Consider the following 20,538-nt stretch of genomic DNA (forward strand, 5'->3'; position numbering starts at 1 on the left):
TCTTCGCGGCAACCACAGGGCAAGCACAAAGTTCCGCGCCTGGCCTTGATGAAACGTCGTTATATATTATATGAGAATATATAATGAAATTTCACCCGGAGCCAGTCATGCGCATTACAACGATATCCGAGAAGCTTTCCGTCTCGCCGCAGCCGAGTATTGAGGACATCCAGTCGCTCCGCGACAAAGGATTCAAGACCCTCATCAACAACCGACCGGACGACGAGGATCCCTCACAGCCGGGCACGCAAGCGGAAAGTCAGGAAGCGAAGCACCGCGGCCTGACCTATGCGTTCATCCCGGTCACGGCCGGCACGATCACTGAGGCGGACATACGTGCGTTTCAACGCGCGGTCGACGAATCCGAAGGGCCTGCGTTCGCCCACTGCAAGACCGGTGCTCGGTCGCTGAACCTCTACCTCATCGGAGAGGTTCTTGACGGCCACTTGTCTGCCGACGAGGTCGTCGAGTTCGGACGCAGCCGCGGCTTCGACACCAGCGCCGCGGCAAGCTGGCTTGAGAAGAAGGCCGCGCGCCGTCCACAGGTGGAGGGCTTCTTCGATAAACGAACCTGGAGCGTCCAGTACGTGGTGTCCGATCCCGCGACCCGCAAGTGCGCCATCATTGACCCGGTGCTAGACTTCGATGAGAGGGCCGGTGCGACGGCGACCATCAATGCCGACGCGATCCTCGACTACGTCCACGACAACGGGCTGACGGTCGAGTGGATCCTCGACACCCACCCGCACGCCGACCACTTCTCCGCCGCCCATTATCTGCAAGAGAAGACCGGCGCACAAACGGCGATCGGCGAGCGCGTCGTGGACGTCCAAAAGCTGTGGAAGGGCATCTACAACTGGCCTGAGCTTGCCACCGACGGCTCCCAATGGGACCGGCTGTTTGCCCATGGCGAGACCTTCGAGGTCGGCTCGATCAAAGCCAAAGTGCTTTTCTCTCCGGGACATACGCTCGCCTCCATCACCTATGTGATCGGCGACGCGGCCTTCGTGCACGACACGCTCTTCATGCCCGACAGCGGTACGGCACGCGCCGATTTCCCCGGCGGTGACGCCCGCGTCCTGTGGAAGTCGATACAGGAGATCCTCGCGCTCCCGGACGAGACGCGGCTATTCACGGGCCATGACTACCAGCCGGACGGTCGGGCGCCTCGATGGGAAAGCACGGTGGCGGAGCAGATGAAGTCCAACCCGCATCTTTCCGGCGTGACGGAAGAGGAATTCGTGGCGCTCAGGACGAGGCGTGACAAGACGCTGCCGATGCCGAAGCTCATCCTTCATGCCCTGCAGGCGAACATCCGCGGCGGACGTCTGCCGGAGCCGGAGGCCAACGGCAGGCGCTACCTCAAGTTTCCGCTCGATGCATTACAGGGAGCAGCATGGGAATGACCACCGATCTAAAGGCGATTATGAGGGCGGGGCTTTCCCCCGCCGAGATGGCCAGCCGGGCCGGAGAGGTAGCGAACCTGCTGAAGACGCTGTCCCATCCGGCGCGCCTGATGATCGTCTGTACCCTGGTGGAAGGCGAGTATTCGGTCGGCGAGCTTGAAGAGAAGCTCGACCTCCACCAGCCGCATCTGTCGCAGCACCTGACGGTACTGCGTGGCTCCGGGATCGTCGAAACCCGGCGGGAGGGGAAACAAATCTTCTACCGCCTGACGGAAGAGAAGGCCGCGCAACTGGTCGCCGCCCTCTATGACATTTTCTGCGTAAAGGATGACAAGTGAACGCGTATCTCCCCTCATTGGTCGGGGGCATGCTGATCGGAGTGTCGACCGTCATGCTTCTGCTCCTTAACGGCCGGATTGCCGGGATCAGCGGGATCGTCGGGCGTCTCGCGCGAGGGATCGGCTTGACGACCAATCTCGCCTTTGCGCTCGGGCTGTTGCTCGGGCCGCTCGCCTATCTGCTCATGTTCGGCGGCTGGCCGGTCGTGCAGATCACCACCGGCTGGCCGCTGCTCATCGTGGCCGGACTGCTTGTCGGCTTCGGCTCGCGCATGGGATCGGGCTGCACCAGCGGCCACGGCGTGCTTGGGCTTGCCCGCCTGTCGCCGCGGTCGATGGTGGCGGTCGCCACGTTCCTGACGGCCGGCGTCATCGCCGTCGCAATTCTGCGAGGTCTCGGACTATGAACCGGAACATCCACCAATTCGTGGCCGCTCTCGCCTCGGGTATCGTCTTCGGCTTCGGCCTGTCGCTGTCCGGCATGCTGAACCCGGTCCGTGTCCAAGGCTTCCTCGACGTGTTCGGCGCCTGGGATCCGAGCCTTGCCTTCGTTCTCGGCGGCGCCGTCGTCGTCGCCTTTATCGGCGTGCAGGTGATGAAACGGATGAAGCGTCCCGCCTTCGACGACAGCTTCCACGTGCCGACGAACCGTCGGATCGATGCTCCGCTGGTCGTTGGTTCGGCCTTGTTCGGCCTGGGCTGGGGGATCGGTGGCTTCTGTCCCGGTCCGGCAGTCGCATCCCTATCGGTCGGCCTTCCGCAGACGTTCTTGTTCGTCGTCGCCATGCTGATCGGGATGACCTTGTATGACAGAGTATGGAGCAGACGGACGTGAACACCTCCATTTTGGCGGCAGTTGGCTCCGGCGGAATCGTCGGCTTCATGCTCGGCCTGCTCGGCGGCGGCGGGTCCATCCTGGCAACGCCCCTTCTGCTCTATGTGGTGGGGGTGACGCAGCCGCATATCGCGATCGGAACGGGTGCGCTCGCTGTTTCGGTGAATGCGTTCGCAAACTTTGCCAGCCACGCGATCAAGGGCCACGTCTGGTGGCGCTGCGCGGCCGTCTTCTCTGCACTCGGCGTCGTTGGCGCCCTCGGCGGCTCCAGTCTCGGAAAAGCGATGGACGGAGATCGCCTGATTTTCCTGTTCGGCATCCTCATGCTCGTCGTCGGCGTCCTGATGCTGAAGCCCAGGAAGCCAGTATCGATAGAATGCCGGCCCGTCGATCTTAAGATGTGCCTTGCCACCGCGACCGTCGCACTCGCCGCCGGCGTTACATCGGGTTTCTTCGGCATCGGCGGGGGCTTCCTGATCGTTCCCGGCCTCATGCTGGCGACGGGCATGCCGATGATCAACGCGATCGGCACATCTCTCCTCTCCGTTGGTACGTTCGGACTGGCGACGGCCTTGAACTATGCCGGTTCGGGCCTGGTGGAATGGTGGCTTGCCGCCGAATTCATCGGCGGCGGCATCGTCGGCGGCGTACTCGGCATGCTGCTCGCCAGCCGGCTCAGCGCCTACAAGAACATCCTCAACCGCCTGTTCGCAGCGCTCATCTTCGTGGTTGCTGCATACATTTTGTATCGGAACTGGGGGACGGTGGTGCCGGGCTAAGGCGCCAAGCGAAGGCCTCGACAGCAGGCGAGCCGCGACTTCCGGCCAGAAGTGACCCTTGCGTATGAAGAGCGAGCGACCGTTGCAACACCAACACGTTGACCATCTTGTAGAGACCAGCGGCGGCGTCGCTGATGGTGATGGTCGTACCCATCGTGTCTGAAAGCGACATGCCGCCACTCCGGCACGGCGCGCGTGCAAAGCGGCCGTGTCCTTCCTCAATGCGCCATGAATATTGGCATGCTGCTTTGCTCGATCATGTTGCGCGTCACGCCTCCGAAGAGCGTCTGCTGCCAGCGAGGGTGATTGTATGCTCCCATGACGATAAGATCAGCGTTCAGGTCCATCGCATGCTGCCTCAGGACCTCGTCGGCCGTGTTTCCGCCGCTGGCCACGCGATCGACCTGAACATTGACCCCGTGACGGGACAGGAAGCTCGCGATGTCGGCGCCTGGTTCTTCTCCATTCACCCGTTCTCGCGAGACTGGATCGACCATCGTCACGTAGACGCAGTCGGCCGTCTTCAACAGGTCGAGGGCCTGCCTTGCGGCACGCGACGCCTCGTCGCTCGAATCCCATGCCAGTACGATCGATTTGGAAGTGGAAGAGAGCGGCCGCCGTCCGCGGTTGATGATGACCGGCGTCGGCGTATGGAACAGAGCGCCATCCATGACCCGCTTCTGGAGTTCCTCGTCCTTGCACGCTTGGCGGCCGACGAGAACGACGTCGGCATAGAGCGCCCGTTCTGCAATGTCCTCCCGCGCAAAAGCATATTCCGTATAGACGTCCTGCACATCGTAGGACAGTTCGGTGCGCGAGAGATACGCCTTGATCTCTTCGGCTTTCTTGACGAGTTCCTCGATTTCGCGCTGGCGTTCTTCCAGCCAGACGGTCGACAGGGAGTTGTATTCTCCCATCATCGGCGACGCGCCCATGCAGATCACGACCGCGCTGAGATGCGCTCCGGAGGCTCCGCAAAACTCCACGGCGGCCTTCAGGTCCTCGTCGAAATATTTGGAAGTCAGGATGCTCATTACCGTGCGAATGGACATTTCGATCACCTCTCTTGTTGAATATCGAGAGGATAACGGCACTTGCGGCGACGTCTTTGATCTTCGTCAAGCATTGGATGAACGATCGCGGCGTCGCCGGGAGACCAACTTGTCGACCTCGGTCACGAGAACGAGGGAGCTAGCGATCAGCATGCTGAGGCCCCATTCAAGAGGCGTGATCGGCGAAAGGCCGAGCGTTCTGCTAAGCCACGGCACGTACATCGCCGAGATGTGGATCGTCTGAGCGGCGAGCACGCTGAGGAGCAGGAACCGGTTCCGAAGGATATCGACGGAGAATATCGATCGTCTTTCGGAGGAGCATGCCAGGGTCTGGACGTTCTCGAACATCACGAAGATCAGAAGCGTTATGTTGCGTGCTTCGGGAACGCCATATCCATGCGCAATCATCCACTGGAAGGCAAGGAACGCTGCTCCGCCGATCACAACCGTCGATTGGACGACGCGCCGGATCATCGTCCGGTCGAGGACAGGCTCGAGCGGAGAACGTGGCGGCCCCGCCAGTTCGTCTCCTTCCGGCCTGCCGCCGGCAAGCGCGACGTCCTGGATGCCGTTTGTCACGAGATTGAGCCACAAGAGCTGAACAGCGAGGAGCGGCATGGGCAGGCCGAATGGTAGCGCGAGCATGAAGAGCAGGACCTCGGCGGCGCCTGTTGCGACCGACATCAGCACCACCTTGCGGATGTTGCGATAGGCGGCCCGGCCTTCTGCGATCCCCGCGACGATGGATGCGAAGTTGTCGTCCGTGACGACGAGATCGGCGCTTTCCTTCGCCACCTCGGTTCCCCTGAGCCCCATTGCGACGCCGACATGCGCCTTCTTCAACGCCGGACCGTCGTTTACACCGTCTCCGGTGACGGCGACGATATGGCCATTGCGGATCAGGGATGCGACGATCGCCGATTTCTGCGCTGGCTGCACGCGGGCGTAGATGCGGGCCTCTCTCGTGATCTCGTCCAGCCGCTGGTCGCCCGCTCGAGCGGCTTCATCGATGTCGTGGCCCGAAACGACCTGGCCCGCGTGAAAGGTCAGGCCGGCATCTCTGGCAATCGCGGCAGCGGTCCGCGGGTCGTCCCCGGTCACCATCACGACCTCCACGCCCGCCGCGTGGCAGTCTTTCATAGCGTTCGGCACTTCAGGCCGGACCGGGTCCTGCAGTCCGGCCAGCCCCAAGAACACGAGATCGACAAGGTGACCGTGTCCGAGGCTTCCGGCGAGGGACGCGCCGATTTCCCCTTCGGCGAACGCGAGCACCCTGAGGCCTCGAGCGGCCATCTCTTCCTTCTGCGCCAAAAGCGACGCACGGTCGATTTCGACTACGTTTCCCGCGGAGTCCATGCGATCAGACATTTCTATGAGCACCTCCGACGCCCCCTTGACGAAGACATGAATCCGATCACTGCCGTGGTGGAAGGATGCAGCGTATTTGTGCTCGGGCTCGTAGGCGATCCTTGCCGCCAGCGGGTATCGGTCGTTCAACTCTTCCTGTCCCAGCCCGGCCTTCCGTCCTGCTGCAAGAAGCGCCACGTCGACCGTGTCTCCGGCGGCGACCCAGAGATCGTCGCGGCGAGCTAGGGTTCCTTCGTTTGCGAGCAGTGCAGCGCGTAGCAGCCTGCGCGCCCTCTCGCGGACAAGGTCGCTGTCCAGGCCGCTCGCCCTGATCTCGCACTTGTCGAGATCTGCATGGGCGTCCAGGGCGATGTCCGTGCCGTCCGGCAGGCGAATTTCGGTCACCGTCTGCACGTTGCTGGTCAAGGTACCCGTCTTATCCGTGGCGATTATCGTGGTCGAACCGAGGGCCTCAACAGCCGGCATGCTTCGGACGATGACGTTGCGGGCGGCCATCCGCCGCATGCTGACGGCAAGCGCGACAGAGATCGCGATCGGGAGCCCTTCGGGAACAGCGCTCACCGCCAGACCTACGGACATCATGATCAGATCGTGCAGAGGGAGGCCCCGCATGAAGCCCGCGACGACCAGCACCAACGCTGCCAATCCTACGAAAACCGCGAGCGCGTTCGTGAACTTCGCCAGGAGGGCGACGAGCGGGGGCTGCGACGAACCGGCTTTTCCCAGCTCGACGGCGATGCCGCCAAGCATCGTCTCGCTACCCGTAGCGGTCACAACGCCTTTGGCTCGCCCGCGCGTCACCAGGGAACCCGCAAGCAGTAGCAGGGCGCTGCGAGTTTCATCCGACGAGCCTTCGACTGTCCGCCCTTTGGAGACCGGCATCGACTCGCCGGTCAGAAGCGACTCGTCGCACCGGAGGTCGCTCGCATCGACAAGCGTCAGATCGGCAGGGATTCTGTCACCGGATTCCAGAAGAACGAGATCGCCCACGACCAGCCGCTTGGCCTCGATCCGGCAAGCCACCCCGTCCCGGATGACCCTGGCCAACGGCTGCTCAAGCTTTCGAAGGGCGGCCGCCGCTCGATCCGCCGAATATTCCTGGTAGGTGCCTATGGAGGCATTGATCAGAAGCACGACGAGAATGAACAGGCCGTCTTCGATCCTGCCGGTCGCAAACGAGAGCGCCGATGCTAGCAAGAGGATGTAGATGATTGGGTTGCGAAATTGGCTGAGGAAGACCTTCAGCGGCGATGGGGGCTCAGGCTCGGGCAGCGTGTTGGGTCCAAGCTCGGCGAGGCGTTCCTCGGCCTCGATGCTTGTCAGTCCGATCACCGCAGGCGTCGTGGGGGCGGGTGTCTGCGCCGTCAGATTCATCATGGGCTCCGGGCTTGTCGCGACGATTTCATTGAAGGCTCCCCCGACAGCCTATGTGCTCCCGCGCACGATGCATTGACCGGGATCAAGGAGCTTCGATCGAACTGAGATATGCTGGAGCCGATTTATGGACCGCAGCTTTATGCGGCCACGCGCTGCGCTGGGATCGGTTCCCGACGGTGCCGCGTGTGGACCCGCATTGATCAGGCAAGATTGGAAGGCACTAAAATGATTAGAAGCTCAGTACAGACCGTCTTGCAGACGATGAAGGATGACCTTGTCCGTCGTCTCGGAGCGATCGATGCGGATCTCTGCGTCGCGCTAGAGAAGGACAGCGAGGAGCGCGCGACCCAGGTTGAAAACGATGAGGTTCTTCGCGAGATGCAAGCCGAGGGGCGCGACCAGATCGGGGCCATCGACGCGGCGATCGACCGGCTGAACGACGGCACATACGGGCGATGCGTCAAATGCCGCCATCCGATCGGCAAGGAGCGGCTCGCGGCGGTTCCCTATACGCCGTTCTGCATCGATTGCGCAAAATCGTTCCGCTGAGGCTTCTGGATTGATGGGAGGGTGAGGGGTGGCTACAGCGGCGGCTTGGTGGGCTGGTAGGTGGACGTGGCCTGAGGGCGGGCTGTCGCGACTGAGGGAAGCCGGCTCCCGGTCTGGCCTTCTGGTGCTCTCGTCGCTGCTTGCGCTTGCGGCCGCATTCGCCTTCTATCTCGCGGGTTACGGCCTTGGATATCGGTTAATCCTGGTTGGCTGCACCAGCCTGAGTCTGCTGTCTCTTTGCGTTGAAATCGCCAAGAAGCTGCGGAAAGAGGAATACGGTCTGGACCTGATCGCGGCCCTGGCCATGGGGTCCTCCTTATGGTTCGGCGAATATCTCGCCGGAGCGATCGTCGGCCTCATGTATTCCGGCGGTCAGTTTCTGGAGGCATACGCACATCGTCGCGCCGACGAGGGGATGTCGGCTTTGCTGGCGCAAGTTCCGCGGACCGCCCTGCGGCTTGCCGGGAGTGGCTTCGAAGAAATTCCGATCGAGACGGTCGCAGTCGGCGACGTGCTCCTGATACGCAAGGGAGACGTCGTACCGGCCGACGGGGCGCTCGTCGGCGAATTCGCAACGATCGACCAGGCGGTTTTAACCGGAGAGCCTTTCCCGGTGCGCATCGCCAAGGGTGGAAGCATTTCGAGTGGCGCTACGAACGAGGGCGACGCGGTTGAAATCCGTGTTCTAAGCCGTGCCGAGGACAGCACCTATGCAGGAATAGTCAGACTCGTGGAAGCGTCGAAGCGATCCAAGGCGAAGCTGATGCGCCTGGCCGACCGGTTCTCGGTCTGGTTCCTGTTCGCTACGATCGCGGTCGCAGGACTATCGGCAATCTTGTCCGGAGACATGTCACGGATCGTGGCCGTCCTGGTCGTCGCCACGCCATGTCCGTTGATCTTGGCCGTACCCGTCGCACTTGCAGCCGGCACTTCAAAAGCCGCCAAGGAGGGCGTTCTGGTGAAGGGAGCGGGACCTCTTGAGGCCCTCGCCCAAGCCACCGTAGTAGTGTTCGACAAGACGGGGACGCTCACCGCAGGACAGCCCGAAGTCGGCGCGATAGACGGCCCGGAGCATCCAGACAGAATCCTGCGGCTGGCCGCCTCGCTGGACCAGGCGTCCGGCCATGTGGTCGGACGCGCGCTGGTGGACGAGGCGCATAGGCGTGGATTGGTGTTGACCCGCCCGTCGGGGGTGACCGAGACTGCGGGATCCGGGATCTCCGGAATCGTCGATGGCGTGCATGTCGACGTCGGAGGAGACACCTATTTCGGAGAGGCTCCGCCGTCCGGGCCGAACGGTTCAAGCAGCGCAATGCGTGTGAAGGTGCTCTTTGACGGCGCGTCGGCTGGCACGATCACGCTCGAAGACCGGCTTCGCAAAGACGCCGTCCAGCTCGTCAACCAGCTCAGGGCATCAGGGATTTCTCGAATAGTCCTCGCTTCCGGGGACGAGCTGCCTATCGCGACAGCCATAGCTCGCTCTCTGGGCTTGGACGACGTCGCGGCGAGGCTCGATCCTGCAGACAAAGTCGCAGTCATCGAGAAGGAGCGCGTCCACGGGAGAGTTCTGATGGTCGGCGACGGAGTGAACGACGCGCCAGCGCTGGCGGCAGCCGAAGTCGGAATCGCGGTGGGCGTCGAAAACCTTGCGGCGGCTGCGGAGGCTGCGGATATCGTGCTCGTCCGGGACGACCTCACGCAGATAGCGAAGGCGATCGGCATCGCGCGTCGTTCACGCAAAATCGCGCTTCAGAGCATCTATACGGGTATAGGTCTCTCGCTCATCGCGATGGGGTTTGCGGGAGCGGGATACCTTCCGCCGGTTGGCGGCGCGTTGATTCAGGAGGCCATCGACGTGGCGGTCATCCTCAACGCCCTTCGCGCCCTCTAATGGGCGAGAAGCACTGGTAGCTCGGCCTTGACGAGCAGTTCCCGAGTGACGCCGCCGAGGATGAATTCACGAAGCCGGGAATGGCCAAATCCGCCCGCGACCAGGAGGTCCGCTTTTCGTTCCAGCGCGGCCGATTGGATGGCAGCGGTCGCGGTCTCTCCACCTGCCTGAATCGATACGCCTTCCACTTCGAATCCCGAGTGCGTCAACGAGGAGATCAGGAGCAAGCGGTTGGCCTCGTCGATCTCCTTGTCGTCGGTGATCGAGATGACCTGCACCTTGGTCGCGCGTTCGATGAAAAAGCGGGCGCAGGATAGGGCACGTGCTGCGGTGGCGCTGCCGTCCCAGGCAACGGCGATCGTGTCCACGCGAGAGCAGACGCTGGTGGCGGGAAACAGTACGATGGGACGGCCGCTCCCGAACAGCAGCGTCTCGGAAAACTGGCGGGACAGTTCCGAGGCCTCGACGATGGAGAGGTCGTGACACCTGGCGATTTCGGAAAAACGTTCGTAGACGAACGGCTCCGTGGCCTCGAATCCATGGATTCGCACTTCGACGCCAGTCTCCGAAGCAGCGTGAGTGAGATGTTCCCGCAACGAAGTCCCGCTGTGCCGGCTATTCCCCTCTGCTTGTTCCCGCCATGTGTCGACATCGATAAAAGTGGGAAAGGGCTGATGGACCTGGGGGATCCGGACTTGCGGGATGCTGGCGACGAGATCGGCGTCGTTCTGCCGAGCGAGGTCGATAGCATTGTCGACTATGGTGAAGGAACTGGGGTCGGGATAGGTCGATAACGGGAGATGGAACTGCGGCTTCATGCTGGCCTCCTGAGGTTAAACAGCCGTCATGATGCCTGCCGCGGAGAGAGTTCGCATTGCGCTTTGTCAAGGCCGCGGCGCAACGAAGCTCCTATGATCGTGCCTTCATTAAAGCTGGAGGACACGGCCATGACGATCAAGCTGAGGGAGATCAACCCCGGTGAGTGCTACCGGATCCTTGAGAACGAGCGCTTCGGTCATCTCGCCTGCTGCAAGGATGGGCAGCCTTACGTGGCGGCGATCTATTTCGCCTTTTCCAGCGGGGTTGCCTATAGCTTCACCATGCCCGGCAAGAAGCTCGACTGGATGCGGGGAAACGACAAGGTCTGCCTTCACGTCGAGCAGCGTTCGAGCGCCGGCGGGTGGACGAGCGTCGTCGTCGAAGGCAGGTTCGAGGAGTTTCCTGACAGCGACGCGCGACGAAGCGAAAGGCTCCATGCATGGTCGCTTCTCCAAAAGTATTCGGACTGGTGGGAGATCGGCTCCATGAAGCCCCACGAGCTCCCCATGCTCGACGGCTCTCCTCACGTCTTCTACGGGATCGTCGTAACGGCCGTGTCGGGTCGAAGCGCAGTCAGGACGGAATGAAAGGCGATCCTCGCGCTGATTCCACATCCCACAAACGGAGCACCACATGCCATATCCCCCCAGCCTGCATCGCAGCGCCACGCTCAACGCCGACCTCCCGCCCATTGTTAGCACGGGGTTCCTGATTCAAGGTGAGATCTGCGCCGCGTCGGCCAGGGTCACCACGGATTTGACGGCGTCCGCCGCGCGACGAGGGCTACGATACTGTGAATTCCTGGCTCGACTTGTCTGCAGCATCGACAACGGTGATGCGGTCGAGGCCCTTTCGGACTACGTTGAGAGCGAGCTGGAGGAGTATCCCAGGGAGGTGGCGCGGCTGTGCGAGGCCGGGTCACGAACGTTGTCGCACGCCGCCGAACTGTATCGAGACGCCGCCGCCGGTCAGGTCCGGGAGGCTGAAGCGAAGACGGTTGTTTGAAGCGCGCGGCTCACCGGGTCGTTCGCAAGACGAGCACGGAGCATGGTGCGCGCTGCACGACGTGCTCTACGACTGAGCCGAAGACCCGGTCGACCACGTCGTCCCGGTGAGAGGCGATCAAGACGAGATCGGCGGCGATCTCCTTCGCGATGGCGACGATGACCTGAGACGGGTTGCCCGCGCGAACGTGTATCGAAGCAGGAGTGCCGGTCGACCGCAAAGCTTCCGAAAGTCTGGTCTCGGCGGCGGCCATCACCTCGACCGCCCAATCGTCCGGAGAGGCCGACGAGGGCAGACCCTCCAGAGCGTGAACGAGGTGGAGGCTTCCGTTGGGCGCGAGCTGCGCGCGGGCCGTTTCGACGAGCTGGAGCATGCGTTGCCGGGATCCTCGGCCGATCGCGCAGACGACTGTGGCGAACATGTCAGTATATGTCCTTTCCAGACAGGCTGACGAACTCGGTGGTCAGTCCATCGCCATGCGCTTCCTTGAGAAGCCGATCGGCGCTCATGATGTCGAGACACATGGTGCCAGTGAAGGATTGCCGGAGCGCGCAGCAGAAATGGTCTCTCGCCCACGCCTGGCCTCGCGGCGTTGCCGCCGTCACCTCCCAGCGATCCTCGTCCCGACGTTCGAGAACAAGGTCTGCGGACGTTCGCTCGACTGGAGGAATGGTCGTGGCTATGTCGGTTGCTGCCTTGCGGGTCTTTTCTTGTTCGCGCATGTCCGTCTCCTTTGGATGAGGTCGTGGCGCTGTGTCCAGAAGGCTATCTGCTCCAAGGCGTTCCGTCTTTGACGAGCATCAATCCGGATGTTTGACCGGGATCAAGCCAAGGTCGGGAAGGTGGTGATACGATTAGAGCGTGGCACATGCCGGTGGAGGGAAGCGTGAGGGCGATGGTACTCGAACAGGTGGGGCGGCCGCTCCGTCTCGTGGAGCGGCCGGACCCGCCAGCGTCGCCCGGCCACGTCGTCGTCAAGGTGGGGGCCTGCGGCGTCTGCCGGACGGACCTTCACGTCTGCGACGGAGACCTCTCCCAGCCAAAGCTTCCCCTCGTTCCGGGTCATGAGATTGTGGGAACCGTGATCGCAACGGGCGAGGGCGTTCCTCGTCGTCTTATCGGTCGAAAAGGCGGGGTACCCTGGCTGGGCCACACCTGCGGCCACTGCCCATATTGCCGAGAGGGTCGCGAGAATCTTTGCGACGCCCCCGGCTTCACCGGCTACTCGATCGACGGCGGCTTCGCGACGCATGCGGTCGTCGAGGCGGGCTACGCGTTCGAACTGCCTGATGATACGGACCCGGTGGCGACCGCGCCTCTTCTCTGCGCTGGCCTCATCGGGTGGCGATCCTTGAAGATGGCGGGCGAGGGGAGGACGATCGGCATCTACGGGTTCGGCGCGGCCGCCCACATCCTCGTGCAGGTGTGCAAGCATCGGGGCCAGAGCGTCTATGCGTTCGTGCGTCCTGGAGACGAGGCTGGGCGGAAGTTCGCGCTTGATCTTGGCGCCGTCTGGGCCGGGTTCTCCGGTGAGAGGCCGCCGGTGCCGCTCGACGCCGCCATCATCTTCGCGCCGGCCGGCGAGCTCGTGCCGATGGCGCTCGACGTAGTGCGGAAGGGCGGAACGGTGGTCTGCGGCGGCATCCACATGTCAGACATCCCGAGCATGCCCTACCGTCTGCTCTGGGGCGAGCGGCGGGTCGTCTCGGTGGCGAACCTGACGCGGGGCGACGGGGCGGAATTCTTCTCGATCGCGAAGGCGGCCGAGGTCAGATGCGTCACCATCGTCTACGCGCTTGAACATGCAAACGAGGCTCTCGACGACCTGCGGGCAGGCCGCATCAACGGCGCAGCCATCATCGTGCCATAGCCGCCATCCTCGTTGACGAGGATCAATGCGGATCGATCGGGCAAAACGGAAGCTTCTTCGTCAAGACGTCCGTCGACAACCGGCGGCGCTTCCGCGAGGAGATCAGAGATGTCGCGTTCGTTGCTAGCCCTGGGGGCGCTCTTCATCGCAGGTGAGAGCCTGTTGTCGGCTCCAGCCGTTGCAAACAGCCTGTCGCTCGCGCCGATGCTCCAGCGTGTCGTGCCGAGCGTCGTCAGCATCTCGGTGCAGGGCAGGGAACTCGACGACGCGGATGCGACGCTCGCCGATCCCTTCTACAGAAAATTCTTCGGACTACCTGACGACGCCGCGCCGGCAGAGCACGGCTTCCAATCGGCCGGCTCGGGTGTCGTCATCGACGAGGTCCACGGCTACATCGTCACCAACCAGCATGTCATCGCAAGCGCCTCGAAAATCGAGGTGGCGCTCTCCGATGGCCGACGCTTCAAAGCGAAACTCGTCGGCGCCGATCCCGAGACGGATGTCGCCGTCGTTCAAATTCCACCCGATCATCTTGTTCAGGCCGATTTTGGAAGCGCGTCCTCGCTCCATGTCGGCGACGTGGTCGTGGCGATCGGAAATCCCTTCGGCCTGGGCCAGACCGCCACTATGGGCATCGTCAGCGCGCTTGGACGCCGCGCCGTGGGATCGGAGGGGTACGAAGGATTCATTCAGACGGACGCTTCGACAAATCCCGGCAACTCGGGCGGCGCACTTGTAAACGAGGACGGCGTCGTCGTCGGGATCAACAGCGCGATCATCGGGCCGGCCGGCGGAAGCATCGGCATTGGTTTTGCAGTGCCCGCCGAGACTGTCGGTATCGTGATGCGGCAGCTCATCCTGACCGGCAAGCTGGTACGCGGCGAGGTGGGACTGGTCACGCAGGACCTGACGCCCGGTCTTGCAAAAGCGTTCGGCGTCGATGAAGGGCCGGGGGCGCTCGTCAGCGAAGTCCGACCCGGTTCGCCGGCTGCGAATGCAGGAATTCAGCCGGGCGACGTCGTCCGAATGGTCGACGGAAGGACGGTGCGCGGCGCGTCCGACGTCCGCAGGCTTGTGGGATCGCTACCATTGGAGTCCAAGCCGTCCTTCCAGATCGATCGCGCCAGCCGAAGGATAGAGGCCTTTCCTGAGGTATCCGCCGCACCGGTCGCCGAACCGGCCGCTCCTCGTACCATCCATATCTCCCGTGGCCCTCTCGCCGACGTCGAGATGGCGAACTCCCCCGACGGTCTCGGCGCGCGCGTCGTCGTCGTCGCCGAGGGTTCGGTCGCGGCACAGGCCGGCCTGCAGCCAGACGACGTTATCGTCGCTCTCGACCAGCAGCCGGTGACCGACGTCGGGCAACTGCTCGCAATACTCTTGAAGGAGCATGCCCGCGCGCTCGTCACGGTCGTGAGGAACGGCCACCGCCTCTTCGTGGCCGCCGACGTCCAGACCCAGTAGCGATCTCGCACACGGTGTTCGGTCCGATGAGATCGCAAGGTCGCTCTCGTGGTTGATGAAGATCAACGACGAAATTCTGCGGCGCTGGCACCATCGGCACGTCGCAAACCTGAAGGAGGTTGTCATGAACGACATTCATCTCAGACAGAGTATTCTCGACGAAATGGAATTCGAGCCCAGCATCGACGCGGCTGGCATCGGCGTCGCGGTTCACAGCGGGATTGTAACCCTGACCGGTCACGTGCGTACCTACGCGGAGAAGGAAGCCGCCGAGCGGGTGGCCAGTCGCGTCAAGGGCGTGCGCGGAATTGCTGCCGAAATTGAAGTGCGTATCTTCGGACCCAAGGAAACGGACGACGACGACATCGCCCGGCGGGCTGTTAAGATGCTCGACTGGAACGTCTCCGTGCCAAAGGATTCCGTGCAGGTGCGGGTCCTCAAGGGTTGGGTCACCCTGCGGGGCGAGGTCGAGTGGCAATATCAAAAGAACGCAGCCTACGACGCCGTGCGCGATCTCGCCGGCGTTGTAGGGGTATCCAATCTCGTGGAGCTGAAGCCGCGCATTACAGCCGTGGACGTCAAGAAACGCATCGAGGATGCTTTCCAACGCGACGCCGCTCTGGAGGCCGATGCAATCAGAATCGACGTCCAAGGCAGGAAGGTCACCCTATCCGGCAAGGTGAAGACCTGGTCAGAACGGCAGGCAGCGGAGCGCGCTGCATGGTCTGCTCCGGGGATCAGCACTCTCGACGACCGGCTGACGGTCGGGTGATCGAATATTGGGAGCGGCTGGACGTTAAGCCGCGCAGCCCATTCAGCAGCGAGGGCACCAGTGCGAGCGCCCTCGCATACGCCATCAATTTCCGAGCTCGAAGATGGGAGCACCTCTTGGGCCTTGCCCCGACTTCCGCGTCGATCTCGTCTTCGAAACGAACCTTTTGCCTGCCAATGCAGAACCTCCGTTGCGAGCGTCAGGAGCTTGTTGTCCTTGGAAGACCGATCTTTCGGGAACGTTGACTGAATCTGCCGCGGATATCGACCTCGATGTTCCGTCACCAATAGCGACAGCGCGAATGGGAGCTATGAGTTGGAACCCGCAGTCACGCAGGATCGCAACCATGCCTCGCGTCGAGCAGCAGCCTGAGGCTGGTCGACATCTCCGAGGCCGTGTACGGCTTCTTTAGCCAGCCGGCGCCCGCTTGGATCTCCTTCTCCGCAGCATGAGGCTCCGAAAAGCCCGACGTGAGGAGAATTTTCACCCTCGGCCAGCGCTCGCGTACCTTCCGGGCCAGTTCGTCGCCGTTCATTCCAGGCATGGCCACATCACTGAACAGGAGCGCTACGTCGTGCCCCGCCTCCAGCTCCTTCAACGCGTCGATCCCGTTCGTAGCTTCGATGACGGAGTAGCCGAGCGTCAGCAGACGGCCGACCGTCACTCTGCGAACTCTCGCGTCGTCTTCGACGACCAGGATGGTCTCGGTGCCAAGAGAGGGGGCGTCCTTGGCTTGCTGCTCGTCCGGATGGGAATCCTTTCCGGTGTCGGCGCGTGGAAGAAACAGGCGAACCGTCGTCCCCTCGCCAAGTTCGCTGTAGAGCTGCAAGTGCCCTGCGGATTGCTTTGCGAAACCGTAGACCATGCTGAGTCCAAGCCCCGTTCCCGAGCCGGTCGGTTTCGTGGTGAAGAACGGCTCGAAAGCCCTCTCCATCACCTCGGATGTCATTCCGGTGCCTGTGTCGGTGACCGAAATGAGGACGTATCTGCCGGGGCGGATCGCCGGATACATCCCGGCGTAGTCGGAGTCGATCTCGACGCCTGATATCTCGATCGTCAGACGGCCGCCGGCAGGCATCGCGTCTCTGGCGTTGATCGAAAGGTTGAGAAGCGCGCTCTGGAGTTGCGCCTTGTCTGCCATTGCGCTCATCCGCCGCCCAGGAATGATCGTCCGGAGTTCGACGGAGTCGCCCAGCGTTCGCTGGACGAGGTCTGAAAACTCTCCAAGCAGGGCGCTGACGTCCAGCTCTTTTGGTGCGAGGGCCTGCCGCCTTCCGAATGCCAGAAGCTGGGAGGTCAGTCTGGCGCCGTCGTCGGCCGCTGACTGCGCCTCCCGCAACAGGGACAACTGCCCCGGTTCGGCAAGACGGGCCTCCAGCATTTCGAGATTGCCGCTGATGACGGCGAGCAGATTGTTGAAGTCGTGGGCGAGTCCTCCCGTCAACTGTCCGACCGCCTCCATCTTCTGCGACTGCCGCAGCTCGGCTTCAATGCGGTGGCGGCTCGTCAGATCCCTGACGAAGCCCGTGAACGTCCGCCTTCCGCCGGCGACCGCCTCGCCGACCGAGAGCTCCATCGGAAAGGTGGTCCCGTTCTTCCTCAGGCCGACGACCACGCGCCCGTAGCCGATAATCCGGCGGCGTCCGGTCCGAATGTACGAATCCAGATATCCGTCGTGAGCCTCCCTGTCCGGAGACGGCATCAGCATGGAAACGTTCTGCCCGATGGCCTCGTGCGCGGAGTAGCCGAAGAGTTGCTCCGCCGCAGTGCTGAACGAGGCGATGCAACCCTTGTCGTCTATCACGATCATTGCGTCGGGGACCGTAGCTAGGATGGACTGGAGGTGTGCCTGCCGCTCCCGCAGCTCGTCCTCGACCTGCTGCATGAGGGTCACGTCGTTGTTGGACTGGACGATGAGCGTGTCCGGATCCCCAAGCTCGAGAACGGTCCACCGCGTCACGATCGCGAGTCTGGCACCATCCTTTCGCCGGTGCCCCACCTGTCCGGTCCAGGACCCGTTGTTACGCACTTCGGTCCGAAGCTCCTCCACGTCCGCCGGAAATCGCGTGTCCAGGAGATCGTGAACCACCTTTCCCACGGCCTCCGACGCGGACCACCCGTAGAGCTGCTCGCAGCCCGAGGTCCAGCGCTGGATGACGCCATCGAAGCCGTGGACGATCAGATTGGAGCCGTCGAACATGCGCACGATCCGGTCCAGGTCTGTCTCACTGATAGCGTGTTCCAGCATAGCGTGCTCCTGCGTCTACGTCCTCGAACACGTCGTCCGGGTCTTCGTCGGCGGTGCGGGCCAGTGCCAACCGGCTCGCAACCTTGAACTGATGCTTGTCCGCAGGCAATAGTATGCCTTTGGCGACCAGCTTGGTAAGCGTCCTCGACACGGTCTCGATCGTCATGCCGAGATGGTCGGCGATATCGGCGCGGACCATTGGCAGACTGATCGTCCGGCCGTCCCGTCCCTCGCTCCGTTCCAGCCGATGCAGCAGGAAAGTGCAGACGCGTTGCTCGGCGTTCTTGTGCGACAGCAGGAGCATGTGGTCCTGCGCTGCGGAGATTTCGTCGCGAAGTTGCGACAGGAGCTGAAGCCGGAAATCAGGCACGAGTTGCAGTTCCTCTTCCAGCGTCCGCTTGTTCATCCGGGTGAAGGCCACCTCATCGATAGCCTCGCCTGCAAACATGTAGCGGTTGCGAAATGATAGTCCGACCAGGTCGCCTGCACCAAGAAAACCAATGATGAGGCGGCGGCCGTCGGGAAGGAACCGGCATATGCGGACGTTCCCGCGCACGATGCGAAACACGTGCCGGGCGGCGTCGCCCTCAAAGAAGATCGTGGTTCCCGACTGGGCAGTCTCGACGGTCTGGTGCATGAACAGCGGGGCGAAGTCGATCATTCCATGCGACAGTGGCCGTTCGAGTGAATGGATGTTTGATACCGCTTGCATGTCGTGGCTCCATCTGCCGTTGCGTGGCCTGGATTTGACCGAACGCTGATGACACCGGAATGCGAGAAGCGTAAGACTTGGTGCGATTGTGTAACAATCCGTAACAAGCGAAGAATGCTGGAATGACGAGCGGAATTGTCAGACGGACCCGCATACTTGTCGTGGACGACGATGTCCGGATCCAAAGAATGCTCGCGCAATATCTCGGCGAGGAGGGATTCGACGTCGACGTGGCAGGCAGCAGCTCGCAGATGCGCGCCAGAATGGCCGGGGCGAAATTCGACGCCGTTCTGCTTGACCTCGTCATGCCGGGAGACTGCGACGGGCTCCAGCTCGCAAGGGAAATCCGTTCAGGGTCGGACGTTCCCATTATCATGCTGTCCGGCCGCGACGATGTCATGGACCGCGTCGTCGGTCTGGAGGTCGGCGCGGACGACTACATTGGCAAGCCATTCCATCTCCGGGAGGTGCTCGCCCGCGTGAGGACGGTCCTGCGGAGACGCACAGTTTCCAACGAAGCCGCACCCCCGGAAGCAGGCGTGCTCTTTTTCGCTGGATGGCGGCTTGACGTGGAACGGAGAGCGGTGACGAACCCGGCCGGGGACGAAGTGGCGATGTCTACGGGGGAGTTCGACATGCTGCATGTATTCGCCACCCATGCAGGGCGTGTCATGACGCGTGACATGCTGATGGACTTGACGCACAAGCGCGGCCGCGACGGCTTCGACCGCACCATCGACGCACTGATCGTCAGGCTGCGGCGCAAGATAGAGACGGATGCGGCCAATCCTAGCCTGATCAAGTCTGTTCGTGGCGTCGGATATCTCTTCACAGCAAGGCCGGAGACGGCTTCCGGTCGATCCTGAACATCAGGCCATGATCCCACCGACGAAATCGGTCTTCGCTTTCCATCTCTGAGAAATCACCTGGAAACTGCGCCCAGAACCGCATGTAGTCGCATCCCGCCGATCGCCTTCGAAGCGAGGTGAACAGGAGGTCCGTGATGGTCATGTCGTCAATGACGCTCGCCACCGCGAAGATCGGAACGTCCATCAATCGTCCGGCGATCGGATGCGCGCCGATCCGGTAGGCGGCCAGCCCACGCACATAGCCTGCCGGATCCTTTAACGAGACGAGCGTCCACCGATCGGCGTTCGCCACCACTTGCGCCCAATCGTCGGCAGAAAAGCACGGAGCCGCCACCTGAATCAGGCTGTAGGCGATCAGCGCATCGTCCAAGTGGAGCAGGCGGACGCAATATCCCGATGTCATGGCGGCTTTCCTCCTCGATTGAGAGGAAATGTTCGCATGGTCCGACAGTTGGGGCCTTGTCCCAGGTCAATCCTCAGTCCGAGGAAACTCGAATGACAAAAGCCAGGGTGATTTGACGGTGATCAAAGACTGAGGATGCAATGGACTGTTCTATCTGCGCATCGCCGCCTGCGAACGACGGCATTCTTGAGAGAAGGAGAATGACAATGGCAGATTCTGCAACGAAACTTTCCGTAAAGACAGAAGCAAGGCCGGCGGCGCCAGTCGACCGCTGGTGGCCCCTCGACAGCCTGCGGTCCGAGATCGACCGCGTGTTCAGCGACTTCGGGAGCCCGTCGATCTTCGACCGGGCCTTCAGCAGGATGCCGGCTGCGTTCTCGCGCGGCATGCTCGCCGTCGATCTCGTTGAATCCGACAAAGCCTTCGAGCTGTCGGCCGAGCTTCCAGGCGTGGACGCCAAGGATCTTGACGTCACGCTCGCCGACGGGGTTCTCACCATCAAGGGCGAGAAGAACGAGGCCAAGGAGGAAAAGGAAAACGACTATTACCTTTCCGAACGGCGCTACGGATCATTCCACCGAAGCCTGGAATTGCCGCGCGGCGTGGACAGCGAGAAGATCGAGGCGAAGTTCTCCAACGGCGTTCTCAAGGTAACGCTGCCTAAGACGCCCGAGCGGCAGAAGAACGACAAGAAGATCACGGTCAAGGCGGCCTGACGGTCAACCCTCCGCTACGCCGAGGGGGTGGCGTACGGTGGGCGCGGAGAGAGGGAGGGGGCGGC

Annotated in this window: 22 protein-coding genes; 14 read left to right on the forward strand and 8 right to left on the reverse strand. The window is 62.4% G+C overall.

Annotated elements, in window-relative coordinates; translation table 11 throughout:
* Positions 1-107 precede the first annotated feature (107 nt).
* The 5 genes from blh to ACD590_RS31220 are packed head-to-tail and all read left to right on the forward strand — an operon-like array spanning position 108 to position 3,358.
* Positions 108-1,406: a bifunctional sulfur transferase/dioxygenase Blh gene (blh, locus tag ACD590_RS31200; protein WP_018246451.1), complete on the forward strand. Its 1,299-nt coding sequence runs from the start codon at positions 108-110 to the stop codon at positions 1,404-1,406.
* Positions 1,397-1,744, forward strand: a complete 348-nt coding sequence (gene bigR / locus ACD590_RS31205) for a sulfite-sensing transcriptional repressor BigR (RefSeq protein ID WP_018246452.1) — start codon at positions 1,397-1,399, stop codon at positions 1,742-1,744. Before blh ends, bigR begins: the two co-directional genes overlap by 10 nt.
* A complete protein-coding gene (locus ACD590_RS31210; protein ID WP_018246453.1) occupies positions 1,741-2,151 on the forward strand; it encodes a YeeE/YedE family protein in 411 nt (136 codons plus the stop codon). The genes bigR and ACD590_RS31210 overlap by 4 nt, the downstream gene beginning before the upstream one ends.
* Positions 2,148-2,579: a YeeE/YedE family protein gene (locus ACD590_RS31215; RefSeq protein WP_018246454.1), complete on the forward strand. Its 432-nt coding sequence runs from the start codon at positions 2,148-2,150 to the stop codon at positions 2,577-2,579. Before ACD590_RS31210 ends, ACD590_RS31215 begins: the two co-directional genes overlap by 4 nt.
* Entirely contained in the window at positions 2,561-3,358 is a 798-nt protein-coding gene (locus ACD590_RS31220) for a sulfite exporter TauE/SafE family protein (RefSeq protein ID WP_130653941.1), read from the forward strand. The genes ACD590_RS31215 and ACD590_RS31220 overlap by 19 nt, the downstream gene beginning before the upstream one ends.
* A gap of 218 nt (positions 3,359-3,576) precedes the next feature.
* Here the strand turns inward: ACD590_RS31220 and ACD590_RS31225 are convergent, their stop codons facing one another.
* Both ACD590_RS31225 and ACD590_RS31230 read right to left on the reverse strand, forming a co-directional pair.
* Positions 3,577-4,410 carry a universal stress protein gene (locus ACD590_RS31225; RefSeq protein WP_018246456.1) on the reverse strand — a complete coding sequence of 278 codons (834 nt, stop codon included), beginning with the start codon at positions 4,408-4,410 and terminating at the stop codon, positions 3,577-3,579.
* A gap of 66 nt (positions 4,411-4,476) precedes the next feature.
* A complete protein-coding gene (locus ACD590_RS31230; protein WP_130653939.1) occupies positions 4,477-7,155 on the reverse strand; it encodes a cation-translocating P-type ATPase in 2,679 nt (892 codons plus the stop codon).
* A gap of 225 nt (positions 7,156-7,380) precedes the next feature.
* Between ACD590_RS31230 and ACD590_RS31235 the strand changes: the two genes are divergently transcribed.
* The gene (locus ACD590_RS31235; protein ID WP_018246458.1) at positions 7,381-7,704 is read left to right on the forward strand and encodes a TraR/DksA family transcriptional regulator; all 324 of its coding nucleotides are present in this window, start codon (positions 7,381-7,383) and stop codon (positions 7,702-7,704) included.
* Between the two features lie 28 nt (positions 7,705-7,732).
* On the forward strand, positions 7,733-9,595 hold the full coding sequence (locus ACD590_RS31240; RefSeq protein WP_439004147.1) for a heavy metal translocating P-type ATPase: 1,863 nt from the start codon (positions 7,733-7,735) through the stop codon (positions 9,593-9,595).
* On the opposite strand, the gene ACD590_RS31245 is transcribed toward ACD590_RS31240, so the two are convergent.
* A complete protein-coding gene (locus tag ACD590_RS31245; RefSeq protein WP_130653938.1) occupies positions 9,592-10,413 on the reverse strand; it encodes a universal stress protein in 822 nt (273 codons plus the stop codon). The two genes, ACD590_RS31240 and ACD590_RS31245, sit on opposite strands and share 4 nt — an antisense overlap.
* Positions 10,414-10,542: 129 nt before the next feature.
* Here ACD590_RS31245 and ACD590_RS31250 point away from each other — a divergent pair, with 129 nt between their 5' ends.
* On the forward strand, positions 10,543-11,001 hold the full coding sequence (locus ACD590_RS31250; RefSeq protein WP_026188768.1) for a pyridoxamine 5'-phosphate oxidase family protein: 459 nt from the start codon (positions 10,543-10,545) through the stop codon (positions 10,999-11,001).
* A 46-nt stretch (positions 11,002-11,047) separates the two neighbouring features.
* Positions 11,048-11,419 carry a hypothetical protein gene (locus ACD590_RS31255; RefSeq protein ID WP_018246461.1) on the forward strand — a complete coding sequence of 124 codons (372 nt, stop codon included), beginning with the start codon at positions 11,048-11,050 and terminating at the stop codon, positions 11,417-11,419.
* A 10-nt stretch (positions 11,420-11,429) separates the two neighbouring features.
* Here ACD590_RS31255 and ACD590_RS31260 read toward each other — a convergent pair whose 3' ends face one another.
* Positions 11,430-11,840 carry a universal stress protein gene (locus ACD590_RS31260; RefSeq protein ID WP_018246462.1) on the reverse strand — a complete coding sequence of 137 codons (411 nt, stop codon included), beginning with the start codon at positions 11,838-11,840 and terminating at the stop codon, positions 11,430-11,432.
* 1 nt (position 11,841) lies between these two features.
* Positions 11,842-12,141 carry a hypothetical protein gene (locus tag ACD590_RS31265; RefSeq protein WP_018246463.1) on the reverse strand — a complete coding sequence of 100 codons (300 nt, stop codon included), beginning with the start codon at positions 12,139-12,141 and terminating at the stop codon, positions 11,842-11,844.
* Between the two features lie 164 nt (positions 12,142-12,305).
* On the opposite strand from ACD590_RS31265, the gene ACD590_RS31270 reads away from it, so the two are divergent.
* From ACD590_RS31270 to ACD590_RS31280, 3 genes are all read left to right on the forward strand, one after another.
* Positions 12,306-13,289, forward strand: a complete 984-nt coding sequence (locus tag ACD590_RS31270) for a zinc-dependent alcohol dehydrogenase family protein (RefSeq protein WP_026188769.1) — start codon at positions 12,306-12,308, stop codon at positions 13,287-13,289.
* Positions 13,290-13,397: 108 nt separating this feature from the next.
* Positions 13,398-14,753: a trypsin-like peptidase domain-containing protein gene (locus ACD590_RS31275; protein WP_018246465.1), complete on the forward strand. Its 1,356-nt coding sequence runs from the start codon at positions 13,398-13,400 to the stop codon at positions 14,751-14,753.
* A 124-nt stretch (positions 14,754-14,877) separates the two neighbouring features.
* The gene (locus ACD590_RS31280) at positions 14,878-15,525 is read left to right on the forward strand and encodes a BON domain-containing protein (protein ID WP_026188770.1); all 648 of its coding nucleotides are present in this window, start codon (positions 14,878-14,880) and stop codon (positions 15,523-15,525) included.
* A 328-nt stretch (positions 15,526-15,853) separates the two neighbouring features.
* Here ACD590_RS31280 and ACD590_RS31285 read toward each other — a convergent pair whose 3' ends face one another.
* Together ACD590_RS31285 and ACD590_RS31290 are read right to left on the reverse strand one after the other, a co-directional pair.
* Positions 15,854-17,773 (reverse strand): PAS domain S-box protein, encoded by a 1,920-nt coding sequence (locus ACD590_RS31285; protein ID WP_439004148.1) that lies wholly within the window; start codon positions 17,771-17,773, stop codon positions 15,854-15,856.
* Entirely contained in the window at positions 17,751-18,434 is a 684-nt protein-coding gene (locus tag ACD590_RS31290) for a helix-turn-helix domain-containing protein (RefSeq protein ID WP_245268291.1), read from the reverse strand. The genes ACD590_RS31285 and ACD590_RS31290 overlap by 23 nt, the downstream gene beginning before the upstream one ends.
* A 173-nt stretch (positions 18,435-18,607) precedes the next feature.
* Between ACD590_RS31290 and ACD590_RS31295 the strand changes: the two genes are divergently transcribed.
* Positions 18,608-19,351 (forward strand): response regulator, encoded by a 744-nt coding sequence (locus ACD590_RS31295; protein WP_018246469.1) that lies wholly within the window; start codon positions 18,608-18,610, stop codon positions 19,349-19,351.
* Here the strand turns inward: ACD590_RS31295 and ACD590_RS31300 are convergent.
* Positions 19,314-19,757 carry a hypothetical protein gene (locus ACD590_RS31300; protein ID WP_018246470.1) on the reverse strand — a complete coding sequence of 148 codons (444 nt, stop codon included), beginning with the start codon at positions 19,755-19,757 and terminating at the stop codon, positions 19,314-19,316. The two genes, ACD590_RS31295 and ACD590_RS31300, sit on opposite strands and share 38 nt — an antisense overlap.
* Before the next feature lie 206 nt (positions 19,758-19,963).
* On the opposite strand from ACD590_RS31300, the gene ACD590_RS31305 reads away from it, so the two are divergent.
* A complete protein-coding gene (locus tag ACD590_RS31305; RefSeq protein WP_026188771.1) occupies positions 19,964-20,473 on the forward strand; it encodes an Hsp20/alpha crystallin family protein in 510 nt (169 codons plus the stop codon).
* Positions 20,474-20,538 lie beyond the last annotated feature (65 nt).

It is taken from the genome of Rhizobium sp. 862_C5_N1_2 (genome assembly GCF_051811205.1).
Taxonomy (GTDB): domain Bacteria; phylum Pseudomonadota; class Alphaproteobacteria; order Rhizobiales; family Rhizobiaceae; genus Rhizobium; species Rhizobium leguminosarum.

Excerpts from the sequence above, each read along its gene's own strand:
- blh (WP_018246451.1), top strand. The coding sequence starts at position 108 with ATGCGCATTACAACGATATCCGAGAAGCTTTCCGTCTCGCCGCAGCCG.
- bigR (WP_018246452.1), top strand. The coding sequence starts at position 1,397 with ATGGGAATGACCACCGATCTAAAGGCGATTATGAGGGCGGGGCTTTCC.
- ACD590_RS31215 (WP_018246454.1), top strand. The coding sequence starts at position 2,148 with ATGAACCGGAACATCCACCAATTCGTGGCCGCTCTCGCCTCGGGTATC.
- ACD590_RS31220 (WP_130653941.1), top strand. The coding sequence starts at position 2,561 with ATGGAGCAGACGGACGTGAACACCTCCATTTTGGCGGCAGTTGGCTCC.
- ACD590_RS31225 (WP_018246456.1), bottom strand. The coding sequence starts at position 4,410 with ATGTCCATTCGCACGGTAATGAGCATCCTGACTTCCAAATATTTCGAC.
- ACD590_RS31230 (WP_130653939.1), bottom strand. The coding sequence starts at position 7,155 with ATGATGAATCTGACGGCGCAGACACCCGCCCCCACGACGCCTGCGGTG.
- ACD590_RS31235 (WP_018246458.1), top strand. The coding sequence starts at position 7,381 with ATGATTAGAAGCTCAGTACAGACCGTCTTGCAGACGATGAAGGATGAC.
- ACD590_RS31245 (WP_130653938.1), bottom strand. The coding sequence starts at position 10,413 with ATGAAGCCGCAGTTCCATCTCCCGTTATCGACCTATCCCGACCCCAGT.
- ACD590_RS31250 (WP_026188768.1), top strand. The coding sequence starts at position 10,543 with ATGACGATCAAGCTGAGGGAGATCAACCCCGGTGAGTGCTACCGGATC.
- ACD590_RS31255 (WP_018246461.1), top strand. The coding sequence starts at position 11,048 with ATGCCATATCCCCCCAGCCTGCATCGCAGCGCCACGCTCAACGCCGAC.
- ACD590_RS31260 (WP_018246462.1), bottom strand. The coding sequence starts at position 11,840 with ATGTTCGCCACAGTCGTCTGCGCGATCGGCCGAGGATCCCGGCAACGC.
- ACD590_RS31265 (WP_018246463.1), bottom strand. The coding sequence starts at position 12,141 with ATGCGCGAACAAGAAAAGACCCGCAAGGCAGCAACCGACATAGCCACG.
- ACD590_RS31275 (WP_018246465.1), top strand. The coding sequence starts at position 13,398 with ATGTCGCGTTCGTTGCTAGCCCTGGGGGCGCTCTTCATCGCAGGTGAG.
- ACD590_RS31280 (WP_026188770.1), top strand. The coding sequence starts at position 14,878 with ATGAACGACATTCATCTCAGACAGAGTATTCTCGACGAAATGGAATTC.
- ACD590_RS31285 (WP_439004148.1), bottom strand. The coding sequence starts at position 17,773 with ATGCTGGAACACGCTATCAGTGAGACAGACCTGGACCGGATCGTGCGC.
- ACD590_RS31290 (WP_245268291.1), bottom strand. The coding sequence starts at position 18,434 with ATGATCGACTTCGCCCCGCTGTTCATGCACCAGACCGTCGAGACTGCC.
- ACD590_RS31295 (WP_018246469.1), top strand. The coding sequence starts at position 18,608 with ATGACGAGCGGAATTGTCAGACGGACCCGCATACTTGTCGTGGACGAC.
- ACD590_RS31300 (WP_018246470.1), bottom strand. The coding sequence starts at position 19,757 with ATGACATCGGGATATTGCGTCCGCCTGCTCCACTTGGACGATGCGCTG.
- ACD590_RS31305 (WP_026188771.1), top strand. The coding sequence starts at position 19,964 with ATGGCAGATTCTGCAACGAAACTTTCCGTAAAGACAGAAGCAAGGCCG.